Here is a 16,543-nt window from a genome sequence, read left to right as displayed (position 1 = left end):
TCGCCCGAAGGATGGAACCCATGGCGTACGACGCCGATGTGATCGTGATCGGAGCCGGCCTCGCAGGGCTGGCAGCCACGGCGGAACTGGCCGACGCCGGGCGCTCCGTGATCCTGCTCGACCAGGAACCCGAGCAGTCCCTGGGCGGCCAGGCGCACTGGTCCTTCGGCGGCCTCTTCCTCGTCGACTCCCCCGAGCAGCGCAGGTTCCGGATCAAGGACAGCCGTGAGCTCGCCCTCCAGGACTGGTTCGGCACGGCCGACTTCGACCGCGAGGAGGACCACTGGCCGAAGAAGTGGGCCGAGGCGTACGTGGACTTCGCCGCAGGGGAGAAGCGCTCCTGGCTCCGCGCGCAGGGGCTGCGGCTCTTCCCGGTGGTCGGCTGGGCCGAGCGCGGCGGCTACGACGCGACCGGCCACGGCAACTCCGTGCCCCGCTTCCACATCACCTGGGGCACCGGCCCCGGGGTCGTCGCCCCGTTCGAGCGGCGGGTGCGCGAGGGCGTCGCCAAGGGGCTCGTCCAGTTCCGCTTCCGGCACCGGGTGACGGGCCTCGGCCGTACCGGGGGTGCCGTCGACACGGTGACCGGCGAGATCCTGGAGCCCAGCGCGGCCGAGCGCGGCACCGCGAGCAGCCGTACCGCCACCGGCGCCTTCGAGCTGCGGGCCCAGGCGGTGATCGTCACCTCCGGCGGGATCGGCGGCAACCACGATCTGGTACGCGCCCAGTGGCCCGAGCGGCTCGGCACCCCGCCCGCGAAGATGCTCTCCGGAGTGCCAGCGCACGTCGACGGTCTGATGCTCGGCGTCGCCGAGGAGGCCGGGGCCCACCACATCAACCGCGACCGGATGTGGCACTACACCGAGGGCATCGAGAACTGGAACCCCGTCTGGGACAAGCACGCCATCCGCATCCTGCCCGGCCCGTCCTCCCTCTGGTTCGACGCCCGGGGCAAGCGGCTGCCGGTCCCGCTCTTCCCCGGCTTCGACACGCTCGGCACCCTCGAACACATCATGAAGTCCGGGTACGACTACACCTGGTTCGTCCTGGACCAGCGGATCATCGGCAAGGAGTTCGCCCTCTCCGGCTCCGAACAGAACCCGGACCTCACCGGCAAGTCGGTCCGCGACGTCATCGGCCGGGCCCGCGCGGAGGTCCCCGGACCGGTCAAGGCGTTCATGGACAACGGCGTGGACTTCGTGGTGGAGAACGACCTCGCCGCGCTCGTACGGGGCATGAACGCGCTGACCGGCGACGGGCTCATCGACGAGGACGACCTGCGCCGCGAGATCACCGCGCGCGACCGCGAGATCGCCAACCCGTTCACCAAGGACCTCCAGATCACGGCGATCCACGGGGCGCGTTCGTACCTCGGGGACAAGCTGATCCGCACGGCGAAGCCGCACCGCATCCTCGACCCGAAGGCCGGACCGCTGATCGCCGTCCGGCTGAACATCCTCACCCGCAAGTCGCTCGGCGGGCTGGAGACGGACCTCTCCTCCCGGGTGCTGACCGCGGACGGCTCCCCGCTGCCCGGGGTGTACGCGGCGGGGGAGGCGGCCGGGTTCGGCGGCGGCGGGGTGCACGGCTACCGCTCGCTGGAGGGCACCTTCCTCGGCGGCTGCATCTTCTCCGGCCGCACGGCGGGCCGCGCGGCGGCGGCGGCCCTGGGCTGAGCGGCCCCCGGGCTGAGCGGTCCCCGGGCCGAGCGGCCCGGGCCGACGGGGCTCCGGCGCGAAGGGCACCCGACGCGAAGTGAGCCGGGCCGCGTACACGTACGAAGGCGCCCGACCGGTCCGGGAAGCATGTGTGGGCATGCGTACCGGAGCGGTCGGGCGCCTTCGTGGTCCCGCCGGGAGCGTCGGCTCCCGGCGGGGGGCACCTGGGGAAGCGGGGGCGGGGGCCGTCAGGAACCCGCGTGGGGCCCTACAACACCAGGGACAGCAGCAGGATGAAGGCCAGCGAGCAGACGGAGATGATGGTCTCCATCACCGACCAGGTCTTGACCGTCTGGCCGACGTCCATCCCGAAGTACTCCTTCACCAGCCAGAAACCCGCGTCGTTGACGTGGCTGAAGAAGAGCGAGCCCGCGCCGACCGCGAGGACCAGCAGGGCGGCGTGCGCGGTCGACATGTCGGCCGCCAGCGGGGCGACCAGACCGGCGGCCGAGATGGTCGCCACCGTCGCCGAACCGGTCGCGAGCCGGATGCCGACCGCGATCAGCCAGCCGAGCAGCAGCGCGGGTATGGACCAGTCCTCGGAGAACTCCAGGATCATCCGGCCCACGCCGGCGTCGATCAGGGTCTGCTTGAAGCCACCGCCCGCGCCGACGATCAGCAGCACTCCCGCGATCGGGGCGAGCGACTTCTCGACGGTGCCGGCCAGCCGGTCCTTGGTGAACCCGGCGGCCCGGCCCAGCGTGAACATGCCGACGATCACGGCGGCGAGCAGGGCGATCAGCGGGGAGCCGATGACGTCGGTGACCTTCTGGACACCGTTCTCCGGGTCGTCCACGACGATGTCGACCAGTGCCTTCGCCAGCATCAGCACGACCGGCAGCAGCACGGTGGCCAGCGTCGCGCCGAAGCTCGGGCGGTGCTCCAGTTCCTCCGAGGCGCGCTCGGGAACCATGCGCTCGGGCGCCTTGATGTCCACCCAGCGGGCGGCGAACCGGGAGAAGACCGGACCGGCGATGATCACCGTCGGAATGGCGACCACCACACCGAGGGCCAGCGTGACACCGAGGTTGGCGTCGAGCGCGTCGATCGCGACGAGCGGGCCGGGGTGCGGGGGGATCAGCCCGTGCATCACGGAGAGGCCGGCGAGCGCCGGAATACCGATCCGCATCAGGGAGTAGTTGCCGCGCTTGGCGACGAGCAGCACCACCGGGATCAGCAGCACGATGCCGACCTCGAAGAAGAGCGGCAGGCCGATGATGGAGGCGATCAGCACCATCGCCCAGGGCATCGCCCGGCCGCTCGCCTTGGCGAGGATGGTGTCCACGATCTGGTCGGCGCCGCCGGAGTCGGCGAGCAGCTTGCCCAGGATCGCGCCCAGGGCGATGAGGACACCGACGCCCGCCACGGTGGAGCCGAGCCCCGCCGTGAAGCTGGCGATCGTCTTCTCCAGCGGAGCCCCGGCGAAGGAGCCGAGCGCCAGCGAGCCGATGGTGAGCGCCAGGAAGGCGTGCAGCTTGAACTTGGTGATGAGCAGGACGATGACGGCGATGCCCAGGACGACGGCGATGCCCAACTGCGCGTTGCCCGCGGAGGTGATGGGATCGACGGCGTCCGCTGCCAACGTCTCGACGCTGAGACTGGTCACGGTGAGGGGTCCTTAGCTTCCGAGTCGGCGCAGTGCGGCGACGGCCCGTTCGGTGATTTCTTCAGGGGTGCCGGTCACGTCGACCTCGACGCCCGCCTCGTCCGCCTCCAGCGGCTGGAGCGTGGCGAACTGCGAGTCGAGCAGTGCGGTCGGCATGAAATGGCCCTTGCGCGCGGACATCCGCCCCTCGACGAGGGCGCGGTCTCCGGTCAGGTGCAGAAAGACGGCGTCGGGTGCCTCGGCGCGCAGCCGGTCGCGGTAGACCCGCTTGAGCGCGGAGCTGGAGACGACACCGCCGAGTCCCGCCCGGCCGTGCGCCCACTGTCCGATGGCGTCCAGCCAGGGCCAGCGGTCCGAGTCGTCCAGCGGGGTACCGGCGGACATCTTGGCGATGTTCGACTCGGGGTGGAAGTCGTCGCCCTCGGCGTACGGGACGCCCAGTGCGGTGGCGAGCAGGGGGCCGATCGTGGTCTTGCCGGTCCCTGCCACGCCCATCACCACGACGACGTGGGGGGTGCTCATTGGTGCCTCGCTGTCTTCTTCGACATCGGTCCGTCAAGTTACTGAAACTCATTAGGTCGTACTTATTCAAGAGAGTGTGACGTAAACGTCGTACTTAATAGCCTTCGGGGATGCGTCCGGCCCGCCGGACCGGTCTTCGGGACGGTGGTTCCCGCCCGCCGGACCGGTCTTCGGCAACCGGCGCCTTCCCCGGCCCCCGCACTCGACACCGCCCGGGCGCACCTCCGTTCGCCCGGAACCGGCCAAGCCCGCCGCCCCGCCGAAGGCCGCCCGCGGTGTCCCGGAATCGCCCCGTATTCTTGCTCCATGACCACGACGAGCCAGGGGCTCCATACGCACGTACTGGACGCCCTGGGTCTCGACATCACCTCGGGCGAGCGCAAACCCGGTGACGTGCTGCGCACCGACGAGATCGCCCAGCGCTTCGAGGTCTCCCGCACCGTCGTCCGCGAGGTGGTCCGCGTCCTGGAGTCGATGCACCTCGTCGAGTCCCGGCGCCGGGTCGGCGTGACCGTGCGCCCCACCGAGGCGTGGAACGTCTACGACCCCCGGGTCATCCGCTGGCGCCTCGCCGGCGCCGACCGCCCGCGCCAGCTCCGTTCGCTGACCGTGCTCCGGTCCGCGATCGAACCCGTCGCCGCCTCCCTCGCCGCCCGGTACGCCACCCCCGCCCAGTGCGCGGCCCTCACCGCGTGCGCCCTCGGCATGGTCGAGACCTCGCGCGGCCAGCGGCTGGAGGAGTACCTCCGCCACGACATCGCCTTCCACCGGGTGGTGCTCAACGCCTCGGGCAACGAGATGTTCGCCCGGCTCGGGGACGTCGTCGCCGAGGTCCTGGCCGGTCGCACCCATCACCGGGTGATGTTCGAGGACCCCGACCCGGCCGCCGTGACCCTGCACGTCAAGGTCGCCGAAGCGGTGCGCGAGGGGGACGCGGAGGCCGCCGAGCGGCTCACCCGCGAGATCGCGCACGGCGCCCTGGACGAACTGGACGTACTCGCTCCCTGAACGCCCGCCCGCGTCTGCGCGGGCCCACCCCGCAGCGCGTACCTTGGTCCGTGTTCGATCTTCGGACAGCGGCCGGGCGTCACAGGGGCCCGGGGCCGCCACTTCAGAAGGAGACCAGGGTATGCCGCAGCAGGTGCAAGGGGTCGTCGCACCGGGGAAGAACGAGCCGGTACGGGTCGAGACGATCGTGATCCCCGACCCCGGACCCGGCGAGGCCGTGGTCAAGATTCAGGCGTGCGGTGTCTGCCACACCGACCTGCACTACAAGCAGGGCGGCATCAACGACGAGTTCCCGTTCCTCCTCGGCCACGAGGCCGCGGGCGTCGTGGAATCGGTAGGCGAGGGCGTCACGGACGTCGCGCCCGGCGACTTCGTCATCCTGAACTGGCGGGCCGTCTGCGGCCAGTGCCGCGCCTGTCTGCGCGGCCGCCCCTGGTACTGCTTCAACACCCACAACGCCAAGCAGAAGATGACGCTGCTCGACGGCACCGAACTCTCCCCGGCGCTCGGCATCGGCGCGTTCGCCGAGAAGACCCTGGTGGCCTCCGGCCAGTGCACCAAGGTCGACCCCGCGGTCTCCCCGGCCGTCGCCGGTCTGCTCGGCTGCGGTGTCATGGCGGGCATCGGTGCCGCCATCAACACCGGCCAGGTGGGCCGCGGCGACTCGGTGGCGGTCATCGGCTGCGGCGGAGTCGGTGACGCGGCCGTCATGGGCGCGCGGCTCGCAGGCGCGGCGAAGATCATCGCCGTGGACATCGACGACCGCAAGCTGGAGACGGCGAAGAAGATGGGTGCCACGCACACCGTCAACTCCCGCACCGGCGACCCGGTCGAGGCGATCCGCGCCCTCACCGACGGCAACGGCGCCGACGTCGTCATCGAGGCGGTCGGCCGCCCCGAGACGTACGAGCAGGCCTTCTACGCCCGCGACCTGGCCGGCACCGTCGTCCTCGTCGGCGTCCCCACCCCCGAGATGCGCCTCGAACTCCCCCTCCTCGACGTGTTCGGCCGCGGCGGCTCGCTGAAGTCCTCCTGGTACGGCGACTGCCTGCCGTCCCGCGACTTCCCGATGCTCGTCGACCTGCACCAGCAGGGCCGGATCGACCTCGGCGCGTTCGTCACCGAGACCATCGGCATCGGCGACGTCGAGCGCGCCTTCGAGCGGATGCACGACGGCGACGTGCTGCGTTCGGTGGTGGTCTTCTGATGGCCGCCCGCATCGACCACCTGGTCACCTCCGGCACCTTCGCCCTCGACGGCGGCGAGTGGGACGTCGACAACAACGTCTGGATCGTCGGCGACGACCACGAGGCGGTCGTCATCGACGCCGCCCACGACGCCGGAGCCATCCTGGCCGCCCTCGGCGGACGCACGCTGCGCGCCATCGTCTCCACCCACGCGCACAACGACCACATCGACGCCGCCCCGGCCCTCGCCGACGTCACCGGCGCCCCGGTCCTGCTCCACCCGGACGACCTGCCGCTGTGGAAGCAGACCCACCCGGACCGCGAGCCCGACGGCGAACTGACGGACGGCCAGGAGATCGAGGTCGCCGGCGTCCGGCTGACCGTCCTGCACACCCCGGGCCACGCCCCGGGCGCCGTCTGCCTGTACGCCCCCGAGCTGGCCACGGTCTTCACCGGGGACACCCTCTTCCAGGGCGGCCCCGGCGCCACCGGCCGCTCGTTCTCGCACTTCCCGACGATCGTCGATTCGATCCGGGACCGGCTGCTCGCCCTCCCGGCGGACACCACGGTCCGCACCGGTCACGGCGACTCCACCACCATCGGCGCGGAGGCCCCGCACCTGGAGGAGTGGATCGCGCGCGGTCACTGACCCGCGCGGTCCGTCCCGGTCACCGGTCCGGCCACGCGGAGAGCCGCAGCCCGCTCGTGAAGCGGCGCGGCCCGCCCGTGACCGGATCGGTGAACTCCAGCACCCGCGCCAGGAGTTGCAGAGGGCGTGACCAGTCGTCCGGAGCGCCCTGTGGCTCCACCACCGGATAGAGCGGGTCGTTGACCAACGGTAGCCCCAACGTGCTCATGTGCAACCGCAGTTGATGGGTCCGCCCGGTGGCGGGCAGCAGCCGGTAGCGGCCGAGCCCGCCGCGCTGCTCCAGCAGCTCGACCCGGCTCTCGCTGTTCGGCTCGCCCGGCTCCTCACGCGAGGCCACCACCCCGTGCTCCTTCACGATCCGGCTCCGCACCGTCCGGGGGAGCGCCAGCTCCGGGTCGTACCCGGCGACCGCCTCGTACTCCTTGCGCACCAGCCGGTCCCGGAAGAGCGTCTGGTACGCGCCCCGGTCCTCCGGGCGTACGACGAACAGCACCAGGCCCGCCGTCAGCCGGTCCAGCCGGTGCGCGGGCTGGAGGTGCGGCAGCCCCAGCTCGTGCCTCAGCCGCGCCACCGCCGTCTGCGTCACGTGCCGGCCGCGCGGGGTGGTCGCGAGGAAGTGCGGCTTGTCGGCGATCACCAGGTGCTCGTCGCGGTACACCACCCCGACCGGGAACGGCACCGGTTCCTCGGGCGCGAACTCCCGGTGGAACCAGAGGCCGAGCCCGCTCTCGTACGGCCGCGTCCCCGGCACCGGCAACCCGTCCGCGCCGACGAACAGACCCTCCGCCAGCATCGCCTCCACCCGCGCCGCTCCGACCGCCGCGCCGAACCGCTCCCGCAGATGGTCGCCGACCGTCGCCCAGGCCCCCTCGGCGTCCACCGGCAGCCGCACCCGTACGGCATCGACGCCGTGCCGCTGGGGCAGCGGCGAGGCGGCCTGCTTCCGGCGGCCCCTCACCGGCGCCCCTCGGGGTGCCGTACGGCGACGGCGGAAGCCCCGGCCGCCGGGGTGAGCGGCGGGTCGGCGGGGGCGGGGCGGGACATCGGGGGGCCTTTCCGGTGAAGAGTGGTGGTAACGCGTGACGGTGACGAGTGGCGGTGACGAGTGGCGGTGACGGTCGGGGGGTGACGGTCGGTGGGTGACGGGCGCGGAAGTCCGGTTCTCAGAACTCCAGCACGATCCGGCCCCTGACCCCGCCGGCCGCCATCGCGCGGTGGGCTTCGGCCGCCCGCTCCGCGGGGAGGGTGTACGCCACCCGCGGGGTGAGCCGCTTCTCCTCGGCCAGTCGGCGCAGGAACACGAGAGCCCCGTGGTCCAGCGCGTGGTCGGACACGAGGACCGGGTGGAAGGTGATGCCGCGCTCGGGCTCGCCCTCGTACCGGCGGAGGGTCGCGATCCGGCCCCCGTCCCGTACCGCGGGCAGGGCCGCCCGGTCGAAGAGCGCACCGTCCACCAGCCCGTCCGCACCCCCGGGCACGTGGCGGCGTACCTCCTCGGGGAAGTCCTCGCCCCGGGGGAGTACGAGGTCGGCGCCGAGGCCCCGGACGAGTTCCTCGTCCTTCGGCGCCGCGTCCGCGACGACCCGCAGCCCGGCCGCCTTGGCCAGCTCGATCGTGTAGCCGCCCAGCGCCCCGGCCGCACCGGTGACGACGACGGTTCCGCCCTCGGGAATCCCGAGCGACTCCAGCGCCGCCCAGGCGGTCAGCGCGTTCATCGGCAGCGTCGACGCCTCGACGTCGCTCGCCCCCGAAGGCACCCGCACGACGGACTCCGCCGGGACGACGATCCGCTCGGCGTACGCGCCGTGGGCGCCCACCGGCACCACGACGGCCATCACATGGTCACCGACCCGCAGACCGGTCGTCACGCCCTCGCCGATCTGCTCGACCACCCCGGCGGCGTCCATCCCGGGCACGTGGGGCGGGTCCGCCTTCCTCCGGCCCGCGCCGCTGATCAGCAGCGTGTCGGTCGGATTGACCGCGGCCGCCCGCACCCGAATCCTGATCTGCCCCGGACCCGCCTCGGGCTCCGCGAGCTCCAGGACCTCCAGTACCTCGGGTCCGCCGAACCGCTTCGCTCCCACACCATTCATGACCGGCGGCAACAAGCGGGCGGGCCGTTCTGTTCCCGCCCGGCGCCACCGCCCCGCGCGACCAGGACCACACGCAGAGACAAACGCAGAGAGACAAACGCAGAGAGACCCCAGATGAACTGGGGTCTCTCGCTGGTGTCCGAGGGGGGACTTGAACCCCCACGCCCGATAAAGGGCACTAGCACCTCAAGCTAGCGCGTCTGCCATTCCGCCACCCGGACAAGGTGTCTGTCGTTCCCGGGGCCGTTCTTCCTGTCCCGTTCCGACGTGGAAAACAATACCAAACATTCGGGGGTCCTCGATCACCCCCCGGCTCGCCCGCGCTCACCCCTCCGGTGGGACCCCGGCGGCATCGCCCGGACCGGCGCCCGGGACCGGCGCGTGTGACGGCGGTGTGACGTCGAGGGGGACGCCCTTGGGCCGCGCGGGGCGGGCGCGCGAGGATGAGGGGGAGCACCACCGTGACAGTGGAAGGAATCAGTGTGAGCGAGAGCAGCGCCTCCCAGGCAGGCCCGTCCGGGAAGACCGGCAACGCCGAGAACGAGGTCGTCGACCTCTGTCGTGAGCTGATCCGGATCGACACCAGCAACTACGGGGACCACTCCGGCCCCGGCGAGCGGCTCGCCGCCGAGTACGTCGCGGAGAAGCTCGCCGAGGTCGGGCTCGAACCGCAGATCTTCGAATCGCACAAGGGGCGCGCGTCGACCGTGGCCCGGATCGAGGGTGAGGACCCCTCCCGGCCCGCGCTCCTCATCCACGGGCACACGGACGTCGTGCCGGCCAACGCGGCGGACTGGACCCACGACCCGTTCTCCGGCGAGGTCGCGGACGGCTGCGTCTGGGGACGCGGCGCGGTCGACATGAAGGACATGGACGCCATGACGCTCGCGGTGATCCGTGAGCGGATGCGCAGCGGGCGCAAGCCCCCGCGCGACATCGTGCTGGCGTTCCTCGCGGACGAGGAGGCCGGCGGCACGTACGGCGCCCGCTTCCTGGTCGACAAGCACCCCGGGCTCTTCGAGGGTGTCACGGAGGCCATCAGTGAGGTCGGCGGCTTCTCCCTGACCGTCAACGAGCAGCTGCGCCTCTACCTGGTGGAGACGGCCCAGAAGGGCATGCACTGGATGAAGCTGACCGTGGACGGCACCGCCGGGCACGGTTCGATGATCCACAAGGACAACGCCATCACGGAGCTCTCCGAGGCGGTCGGCCGGCTCGGGCGCCATCAGTTCCCGGTCCGGGTCACCAAGACACTGCGTCACTTCCTGGACGAGCTCTCGGACGCCCTGGGCACCGAGCTGGACCCGGAGAACATGGAGGAGACCCTCGCCAAGCTGGGCAGCATCGCCAAGCTCATCGGGGCCTCCCTGCGCAACACCGCCAACCCGACGCAGCTCGGCGCCGGCTACAAGGTCAACGTCATCCCGGGCCAGGCGACCGCGCACGTGGACGCCCGCTTCCTGCCGGGGTACGAGGAGGAGTTCCTCGCCGACATCGACCGCATCCTCGGCCCGAACGTGCGCCGCGAGGACGTGCACGCCGACAAGGCGCTGGAGACGACCTTCGACGGCGCCCTCGTGGACGCCATGCAGAAGGCCCTGGTGGCCGAGGACCCGATCGCCCGGGCCGTGCCGTACATGCTGTCGGCCGGCACGGACGCCAAATCCTTCGACGACCTCGGCATCCGGGGATTCGGCTTCGCCCCGCTCAAGCTGCCGCCGGAGCTGGACTTCGCCGGCATGTTCCACGGCGTGGACGAGCGCGTTCCGGTGGACGGCCTTCAGTTCGGTGTGCGGGTACTGGACCGGTTCATCGACCACAGCTGAGCCGGCCCCGCACTTCCGCCCGCTCCCGGAGACGCAATTCGCCCGCCTGTCCGTACCTCACCGGAAAGAGTGAAAGGAGGGTTGGGCTCGTAGCCGTCTGATTTTCCCCTCGTTACAGGTGATGCGGTCCGCGGCTGGGACCGCATTTCCAACGAGGAGGAACAATGATCAAGAAGATTGCCGCCGCTGCGGCTGTCACCGGTGGTCTCGTGCTCGCCGGCGCCGGCATGGCTGTTGCCGACGCGGGTGCCCAGGGTGCCGCCGTCGGCAGCCCCGGTGTCATCTCGGGCAACGTCATCCAGGTCCCCGTCCACGTTCCGGTGAACGTGTGCGGCAACACGATCGACGTCATCGGGCTCCTGAACCCGGCCTTCGGCAACACCTGCGTCAACGCCTGACGTTGAGCGTCAACCCGTAAGGGTTTGAAGCCCGGTCGGCCCCGGAGCGCGCGCCATGCGCTCCGGGGCCGACCGGCATTCGGCCCTCGCACGGTCGTGTCCGGGGGTAATTCGGAAGTGCAGAAGGCAGGAAAAGAACCTATGCGACAGGTCACTCGTAAAGGCCTGATCACCATGGCGGCGGCCGGCGGAGTGCTCGCACTCGGCGGGGGTTACGCGCAGGCGGACTCCGGAGCGGCTTCCGCCGCGACGAATTCCCCGGGGGTGGCGTCGGGCAACAGCATCCAGATTCCGATCGAGGTTCCGGTCAACGTCTGCGGGAATTCCGTGGACGTCATCGGTCTGCTCAACCCGGCATTCGGAAACAGCTGCGCGAACACGTCCCAGGACGGCACCGTGAGCGGTCGTGGCGCGTCCGGCGCCGCGCACGCCGACGCCGGGGACACCTCGGCGCACCAGGGCGGGAACGCAGCCCCGGGGACCGGCAGGCACCGCGCCGGCGACTCCACCAAGGCCGTCGGCGGCTCCGGCGCCACGGCGGAGGGGGTCGCGCAGGGTTCTCCCGGCATCCTCTCCGGCAACAGCGTCCAGGCCCCCGTCGACATCCCCGTCAACGCCTGCGGCAACTCCGTGGACGTCGTGGGGCTGCTCAACCCGGTCTTCGGCAACGAATGCGTCAACGGCACCCCGGTCGCCCCGCCCGTCGTGCCGGAGGTGCCGGTCACGCCCGAGGAGCCCGTCGCCCCGCCGGCCCACGAGCCGCCCGCCCCCGAGGTGTCCACCCCGCCGCAGCTCGCGGAGACCGGTGCCGGTGACCTCGGCACCCTGATTCCGGCCGGTGCGGGCATGATGCTCGCCGGCGCCGGAGCGGTGTTCTACCGCCGCTCGCGCAGCGCTGCCTGAGGCCCTTCGTTCGGATCGTGCCCAGCCATGATCCGAACGAGAGGCCCGGGCGGCCGATCCGGGAGCGGAAGGGGCCTTCCGTCCGGTCCGGGCCGGGGCGCGCGAGCCCGCCACGGCCCGGATGGAAGCCCCGCCGGCCGGTTCCGCGCATGACGAGGAGGAGCGGGTCCCGCTGTCGCGGGGCCCGCTCCTGGCGTCACCAGGTGGCTCTGAGCTGGCGGATGATTCTCCGCCGCAGCCGCACCCTGCGGCTGCCGTCGTGGCGGAGCGTCAGGCGGTCCAGCTCCCAGTGCCCGTACTCCGCGTGGTCGGTCAAAAGTCGGGCCGCATCCTTGCGGGACACCCCGCGCGGCACGTACACGTCGACAAATTCGTATTCCGGCATCGCATCTATTGTGCGGGCAGAGCCCCGGTACGGATAGCGTCTGCCTCATGTCTGATGCTGCGCAGCCCACCGCTGCCGAGGTACGTGCCGCCGCCGAAGCGGTCAAAGCCGCGATCGACCGTCACCTCGACGCGGTCGAACGCCGTAGCGGGGACGAGGACCCCGCCGTGTACGAAGCGTTCAACGCTCTCGCCGCCGCCGCCGAGGTCTACGACGAACTCCTCTACGAACGGCACGACGAGGTCACCCCCTTCGAGATCCCGGGCGCCGACGACTCCCTGCCCCCGTACGCCGGACCGGCCGAGCCGAGCGCGCTCAGCGTGCTGATCCGGCGCGACTACGCGGTGGCGGAACCGCAGCGGCTGCTCGCCCAGGCACAGCGGCTGGCCGACGCCGACCCGGACGACCTCGACACCGGCCACGCCGCGGTCGTCGGCACGAGCGTCCACGCCGCGCTCGGTGTGCTGTTCGGAGAGTACGAACCCGACGAGATCGCCTCCCGCCACAAGGAGTTCGGTCTTGCCGAGGGGGACTCCACGCTCTGGCTGGCCGCCGCCGATGAGGCCGCCGAACCGGGGGAGTGGCTCGGATCGCCGTTCGAGGACGTGGACCCGGAGCTGGTGGTGTGCCGGTTCGACGTCAGCTCGGTCTTCGACGACGACCCGGAGGGCGACGACGAAGATGACGATGACGATGACGATGAAGACGGAGACGACGACCGCCTCACGCCCCACGGCGCCTGACCGCGCCTGACGGGGCCCGACGGCTCATGGACGGGGCCGGTGGCCCGGTGCTCCGCGCACCGGGCCACCGGCCCCGTCCCGGGCGTTCTTCCGCGCCGGGCCCTGCCCTCCGGTCAGGAGGACGCGTCGGGCGTCGGCAGGGCCTCCAGCAGGGCGCGCAGCCGGGTGGTGCGCTCCTGCGCGGGGATGTCCGCCACGGCCCCGGGCAGCGCCTGGTCCACGCCGTGCACCACGGACAGATGGCGCTCGCCCCGGCTGAACGCGGTGTACACCCACGGCCGGCTGAGCCCCCGTGCCGCGTCCCCGGGGAGCACGACGACCGCGGCGGGCCAGCGCATCCCGGCCGCCTGGTGGGCGCTGAGCGCCCAGCCGTGCCGGACCGCCGAGGCGACCCGGTCCTGCGGTACGACGACGGGGGCGCCCTCGCAGTCCAGCCGCAGTCCGTCGGCGCCGGCCGACACCACGACACCGGGCACGGTCCGGCCGGGCGCGGGCACGTGGACCACCCGGTCGCCCGGGTCGAAGCCGCCGAACCGGCCCGGACCGGGGTTGAGGCGGTCCTTGAGCGCCGCGTTGAGCGCCCGGGTGCCCGCCGAGCCGCCGTGGCCCACGGTGATCACGCGGGTCTCCGCCGCGTCGATGCCGAACGCGCGCGGTACGGAGTCGGCGACCAGCTGCACCGTGCGGTGGACGGCCTCGCCCGCGTCCCGCACCGGCACGATCACCACTTCGTTGCCCGGCGCCGCGACCTGGTTCAGCTCACCGATGCCGATACCGGAGACCAGCTCGCCGATGGGCCCGGGGTCGGGTGTGCGGGAGATCACCTGCGGGCAGGCGCGGGCGGCGAGCACGTCCGCGAAGACGCGGCCCGCACCGGCCGAACCCAGCACTCCGGGGTCACCGCTCAGCACCAGCCGCGTACCGTCCGCGAGGCACTCCACGAGCGCCGCGCCGGTCTCCACGTCCAGCTGCGGGGCGTCCAGGACCACCAGAAGGTCGAGGGCGAGGGCCCCCTCCTCGTCCCGGCCCGGTCCCTCGGAGCCGGCGAGCAGCCCGGCGAGGGTGACGGCGGCGTCGGCGTCCCCGGCTCCGGCGGCCAGCCGGCGGCGGCCGTCCGCGCTGTGCGTGGCGCCCAGCGCGCGCAGGCCCAGCCCGCGGGCCGCCACCAGCAGGGCGGCGGGCTCCGCCCGGGCAGCCTCGCCGCCGGAGTGGACCACCAGGCCCGCGCCGGCGACCGCACGGATCAGCTCGGCGGCCGAGGGCGAAGGAGCGGCCGAGGCCGCGTCCGTCCAGTCGGCGCCCTTCTCGCACGCGTTGGCCAGGCGGCCCAGCCCGTCCGCGAGGCTCTCCTCGGCGAGGGCGTACCGGTCGAGCCCCAGCAGGGCCGGGCGCGCTTCTCCGTCGCCGGAGGCGTTCTCCTCGTCGGGGTCCCCGGCGGGCGACTCCTCCTCGGCGGATTCCCCGGCCCCGGCCGGGTCCACACCCTCCTCGAAGAGCAGCGCGACTCCCTCGGCCACCGCGTCGTCCACGGCCGTCTCCGGGTCCGTCACCCCGTGCCCGGCCAGCGCGGCCCGTACCGCGACGACGTCCAGGGCCGTGTGGCCGCGCACGGCGGCCTGCTCCAGCAGCCAGCCCACCAGTGCGGCGGTCCGGCGTCCGTCGTCGGGACCGCACCCGGGCCCCAGCAGGGCGCGGGCGAACCCGTCCGCCTGCTCGGGGCGCACCCCGGGAACGGCCAGCAGCTGCCAGGGGTCCTGCCGCAGCACCTCGGCCGCCTGCTCGCCCAGCGTCCGGGCGGCCCCGGGAGCCAGGGCCTCGGGCGCTCCCGCCCCTGCCAGTACCGCTCGTACCGCCGCAACGGCCTCCTCGGGCGCCTCCTGCGGTGCGGGGGACGCCTGCGTGGGCCGGGGGAGGGGTGCCTGCGGGCGGTCCGCCCCGGGGGCGGCCGCAGGGCGCGCCACCGGGGTGGCGGGAGCCTCGTAGAACGCGGAGGCGGTCTTCTCGCCGCTCTCCACCGCCCGGACGGCGGCCAGCAGCTGCGCGGCGGTGCCGCTCAGCCCGGTCCCCGCGGCGATCGGACCGGCCTTCTCGGCCTTCCGCTGCTCGATGCGCTTGCGCAGCTCACGCTGGGCCGCGAGCTCGGCCTGCGCCTCCGACACCGCCGGGGCGTCCCCGGATTCGTCGGAGCCCGAGCCCGGGGCCGAGTCCGACGTCTCTCCGGAGGCCTCGCCGTCCTCGGACGCGGCGGCGAAACCCTCGGGGGTCCCTTCGGGCAGGTCCGAGGACTCTTCCGAGCGGTCGTCGGTTCGGTCCTCGGCGTTCTCGGTCTCCTCGGCGGTCTCGGTTTCCTCGGCCGAGTGGCCCGGGGATTCCCCCCGGGGAAGCGCAGTCACAGCGTGCTCCAGTCCTGGTCCGGATAGCGGTGCACGGGCGCCGACACGTCGTCGAGCGCCTGGCAGATCTCGTCAGGAAGCGTAAGCGTCTCCACCGACAAAGCCTCGGTGAGCTGCTGCGCGTTGCGCGCGCCGATGACCGGGGCGGCCACTCCCGGCCGGTCGCGCACCCAGGCGAGCGCGACCTGCAGCGGGGTGGTGGCCAGCCCGTCCGCCGCCGTGGCGACCGCCTCGACGATGCGGCTCGCCGCGTCGTCGAGGTACGGCTCCACGAAGGGCGCCAGCTGTTCCGAGGCCCCGCGCGAACCGGACGGGGTCCCCGTGCGGTACTTGCCGGTCAGGACACCGCGCCCCAGCGGGGACGAGGGCAGCAGCCCCACGCCGAGGTCGAGGGCGGCGGGCAGCACCTCGCGCTCCACGCCGCGCTGCAGCAGCGAGTACTCCATCTGCGTGCTCGCCAGCCGGGTGCGTGCCCCCGGCGCCGCGAGCTGCCAGGTCGCCGCCTTGGCCAGCTGCCAGCCGCAGAAGTTGGACACCCCCGCGTACCGCACCCGGCCCGAGGTCACCGCCAGGTCCAGCGCCTGGAGGGTCTCCTCCAGCGGGGTCACCGGGTCGAAGGCGTGCACCTGCCACAGATCGACGTAGTCCGTGCCGAGCCGTTCCAGGGACGCGTCGAGCGCGGCCAGCAGATGCCCCCGCGAGCCGTTGAACCTGCGGTACGGGTCGCGCACGCTGCCCGCCTTCGTGGCCACCACGAGGTCCTCGCGCGGCACCAGCCCGCCCAGGAGCCGCCCGAGGAGGTACTCCGCCTCCCCGCCCCCGTAGGCGTCCGCGGTGTCGACCAGAGTGCCGCCCGCGTCCCAGAAGGCCTTCAACTGGTCGGCGGCGTCGTGCTCGTCCGTGTCCCGGCCCCAGGTGAGGGTGCCGAGCCCGATCCGGGACACACGCAGGCCGGTACGGCCGAGATGCCTCTGCTCCATGGGCGCAGAGATTACTGTCCGGGCCCCCGGAGCGGGGAAGCCTGTGGACAACCATGGCGCGGCCCTGCCCCTGCCGGACGGCGCCGCACCGCGCTAGAGTCCGGCGAACAGGGACGTTACTGATCAGTAAGG

The 16,543-nt window shown here is 72.7% G+C and carries 15 protein-coding genes and 1 tRNA gene; 8 read left to right on the top strand and 8 right to left on the bottom strand.

The window, feature by feature from the left end:
- The first annotated feature begins 20 nt into the window (after nucleotides 1-20).
- A complete protein-coding gene (locus tag OHA55_RS03585) occupies nucleotides 21-1,676 on the top strand; it encodes an FAD-binding dehydrogenase (RefSeq protein ID WP_266702692.1) in 1,656 nt (551 codons plus the stop codon).
- Between the two features lie 250 nt (nucleotides 1,677-1,926).
- On the opposite strand, the gene OHA55_RS03580 is transcribed toward OHA55_RS03585, so the two are convergent.
- Together OHA55_RS03580 and OHA55_RS03575 are read right to left on the bottom strand one after the other, a co-directional pair.
- Nucleotides 1,927-3,324 carry a GntP family permease gene (locus tag OHA55_RS03580; RefSeq protein WP_266702690.1) on the bottom strand — a complete coding sequence of 466 codons (1,398 nt, stop codon included), beginning with the start codon at nucleotides 3,322-3,324 and terminating at the stop codon, nucleotides 1,927-1,929.
- A gap of 12 nt (nucleotides 3,325-3,336) precedes the next feature.
- Complete coding sequence (locus OHA55_RS03575) at nucleotides 3,337-3,846, bottom strand: gluconokinase (protein WP_266702688.1); 510 nt, start codon at nucleotides 3,844-3,846, stop codon at nucleotides 3,337-3,339.
- 306 nt (nucleotides 3,847-4,152) lie between these two features.
- Between OHA55_RS03575 and OHA55_RS03570 the strand changes: the two genes are divergently transcribed.
- The 3 genes from OHA55_RS03570 to OHA55_RS03560 all read left to right on the top strand — a co-directional run bounded on the left by OHA55_RS03570 (nucleotide 4,153) and on the right by OHA55_RS03560 (nucleotide 6,690).
- Nucleotides 4,153-4,854 (top strand): FadR/GntR family transcriptional regulator, encoded by a 702-nt coding sequence (locus OHA55_RS03570; protein ID WP_266702686.1) that lies wholly within the window; start codon nucleotides 4,153-4,155, stop codon nucleotides 4,852-4,854.
- 121 nt (nucleotides 4,855-4,975) lie between these two features.
- Nucleotides 4,976-6,061, top strand: coding sequence for an S-(hydroxymethyl)mycothiol dehydrogenase (locus tag OHA55_RS03565; RefSeq protein WP_266702684.1), 1,086 nt, complete (start codon nucleotides 4,976-4,978; stop codon nucleotides 6,059-6,061).
- Nucleotides 6,061-6,690 carry an MBL fold metallo-hydrolase gene (locus OHA55_RS03560; RefSeq protein WP_266702682.1) on the top strand — a complete coding sequence of 210 codons (630 nt, stop codon included), beginning with the start codon at nucleotides 6,061-6,063 and terminating at the stop codon, nucleotides 6,688-6,690. The genes OHA55_RS03565 and OHA55_RS03560 overlap by 1 nt, the downstream gene beginning before the upstream one ends.
- A 19-nt stretch (nucleotides 6,691-6,709) precedes the next feature.
- Here OHA55_RS03560 and OHA55_RS03555 read toward each other — a convergent pair whose 3' ends face one another.
- The 3 genes from OHA55_RS03555 to OHA55_RS03545 all read right to left on the bottom strand — a co-directional run bounded on the left by OHA55_RS03555 (nucleotide 6,710) and on the right by OHA55_RS03545 (nucleotide 9,004).
- Entirely contained in the window at nucleotides 6,710-7,648 is a 939-nt protein-coding gene (locus OHA55_RS03555) for a pseudouridine synthase (protein WP_266702680.1), read from the bottom strand.
- Nucleotides 7,649-7,853: 205 nt separating this feature from the next.
- On the bottom strand, nucleotides 7,854-8,783 hold the full coding sequence (locus OHA55_RS03550; protein ID WP_266702678.1) for an NADP-dependent oxidoreductase: 930 nt from the start codon (nucleotides 8,781-8,783) through the stop codon (nucleotides 7,854-7,856).
- Nucleotides 8,784-8,916: 133 nt separating this feature from the next.
- A tRNA-Leu gene (locus tag OHA55_RS03545) sits at nucleotides 8,917-9,004 on the bottom strand.
- 261 nt (nucleotides 9,005-9,265) lie between these two features.
- On the opposite strand from OHA55_RS03545, the gene OHA55_RS03540 reads away from it, so the two are divergent.
- The 3 genes from OHA55_RS03540 to OHA55_RS36460 all read left to right on the top strand — a co-directional run bounded on the left by OHA55_RS03540 (nucleotide 9,266) and on the right by OHA55_RS36460 (nucleotide 11,910).
- Nucleotides 9,266-10,609 (top strand): M20/M25/M40 family metallo-hydrolase, encoded by a 1,344-nt coding sequence (locus tag OHA55_RS03540; protein WP_266702676.1) that lies wholly within the window; start codon nucleotides 9,266-9,268, stop codon nucleotides 10,607-10,609.
- 164 nt (nucleotides 10,610-10,773) lie between these two features.
- Entirely contained in the window at nucleotides 10,774-11,007 is a 234-nt protein-coding gene (chpH, locus tag OHA55_RS03535; RefSeq protein ID WP_266702674.1) for a chaplin ChpH, read from the top strand.
- 141 nt (nucleotides 11,008-11,148) lie between these two features.
- Nucleotides 11,149-11,910 carry a chaplin gene (locus OHA55_RS36460; RefSeq protein WP_323180361.1) on the top strand — a complete coding sequence of 254 codons (762 nt, stop codon included), beginning with the start codon at nucleotides 11,149-11,151 and terminating at the stop codon, nucleotides 11,908-11,910.
- A 196-nt stretch (nucleotides 11,911-12,106) separates the two neighbouring features.
- Here the strand turns inward: OHA55_RS36460 and OHA55_RS03520 are convergent, their stop codons facing one another.
- A complete protein-coding gene (locus tag OHA55_RS03520; RefSeq protein ID WP_266702672.1) occupies nucleotides 12,107-12,295 on the bottom strand; it encodes a DUF5703 family protein in 189 nt (62 codons plus the stop codon).
- Nucleotides 12,296-12,342: 47 nt separating this feature from the next.
- Here OHA55_RS03520 and OHA55_RS03515 point away from each other — a divergent pair, with 47 nt between their 5' ends.
- Entirely contained in the window at nucleotides 12,343-13,038 is a 696-nt protein-coding gene (locus OHA55_RS03515) for a hypothetical protein (protein ID WP_266702670.1), read from the top strand.
- Between the two features lie 113 nt (nucleotides 13,039-13,151).
- Here OHA55_RS03515 and OHA55_RS03510 read toward each other — a convergent pair whose 3' ends face one another.
- On the bottom strand, nucleotides 13,152-15,431 hold the full coding sequence (locus OHA55_RS03510) for a helix-hairpin-helix domain-containing protein (RefSeq protein WP_266702668.1): 2,280 nt from the start codon (nucleotides 15,429-15,431) through the stop codon (nucleotides 13,152-13,154).
- The gene (locus OHA55_RS03505; RefSeq protein WP_266702666.1) at nucleotides 15,428-16,411 is read right to left on the bottom strand and encodes an aldo/keto reductase; all 984 of its coding nucleotides are present in this window, start codon (nucleotides 16,409-16,411) and stop codon (nucleotides 15,428-15,430) included. The genes OHA55_RS03510 and OHA55_RS03505 overlap by 4 nt, the downstream gene beginning before the upstream one ends.
- Nucleotides 16,412-16,543: the final 132 nt, after the last annotated feature.

It is taken from the genome of Streptomyces sp. NBC_00102, from assembly GCF_026343115.1.
Classification (GTDB): domain Bacteria; phylum Actinomycetota; class Actinomycetes; order Streptomycetales; family Streptomycetaceae; genus Streptomyces.
Note: the sequence above shows the minus strand (reverse complement) of the source record. Positions and strands in the feature narration are given on the sequence as shown.

Excerpts from the sequence above, each read along its gene's own strand:
- OHA55_RS36460 (WP_323180361.1), top strand. The coding sequence starts at position 11,149 with ATGCGACAGGTCACTCGTAAAGGCCTGATCACCATGGCGGCGGCCGGC.
- OHA55_RS03520 (WP_266702672.1), bottom strand. The coding sequence starts at position 12,295 with ATGCCGGAATACGAATTTGTCGACGTGTACGTGCCGCGCGGGGTGTCC.
- OHA55_RS03550 (WP_266702678.1), bottom strand. The coding sequence starts at position 8,783 with ATGAATGGTGTGGGAGCGAAGCGGTTCGGCGGACCCGAGGTACTGGAG.
- OHA55_RS03505 (WP_266702666.1), bottom strand. The coding sequence starts at position 16,411 with ATGGAGCAGAGGCATCTCGGCCGTACCGGCCTGCGTGTGTCCCGGATC.
- OHA55_RS03570 (WP_266702686.1), top strand. The coding sequence starts at position 4,153 with ATGACCACGACGAGCCAGGGGCTCCATACGCACGTACTGGACGCCCTG.
- chpH (WP_266702674.1), top strand. The coding sequence starts at position 10,774 with ATGATCAAGAAGATTGCCGCCGCTGCGGCTGTCACCGGTGGTCTCGTG.
- OHA55_RS03575 (WP_266702688.1), bottom strand. The coding sequence starts at position 3,846 with ATGAGCACCCCCCACGTCGTCGTGGTGATGGGCGTGGCAGGGACCGGC.
- OHA55_RS03585 (WP_266702692.1), top strand. The coding sequence starts at position 21 with ATGGCGTACGACGCCGATGTGATCGTGATCGGAGCCGGCCTCGCAGGG.
- OHA55_RS03515 (WP_266702670.1), top strand. The coding sequence starts at position 12,343 with ATGTCTGATGCTGCGCAGCCCACCGCTGCCGAGGTACGTGCCGCCGCC.
- OHA55_RS03565 (WP_266702684.1), top strand. The coding sequence starts at position 4,976 with ATGCCGCAGCAGGTGCAAGGGGTCGTCGCACCGGGGAAGAACGAGCCG.
- OHA55_RS03560 (WP_266702682.1), top strand. The coding sequence starts at position 6,061 with ATGGCCGCCCGCATCGACCACCTGGTCACCTCCGGCACCTTCGCCCTC.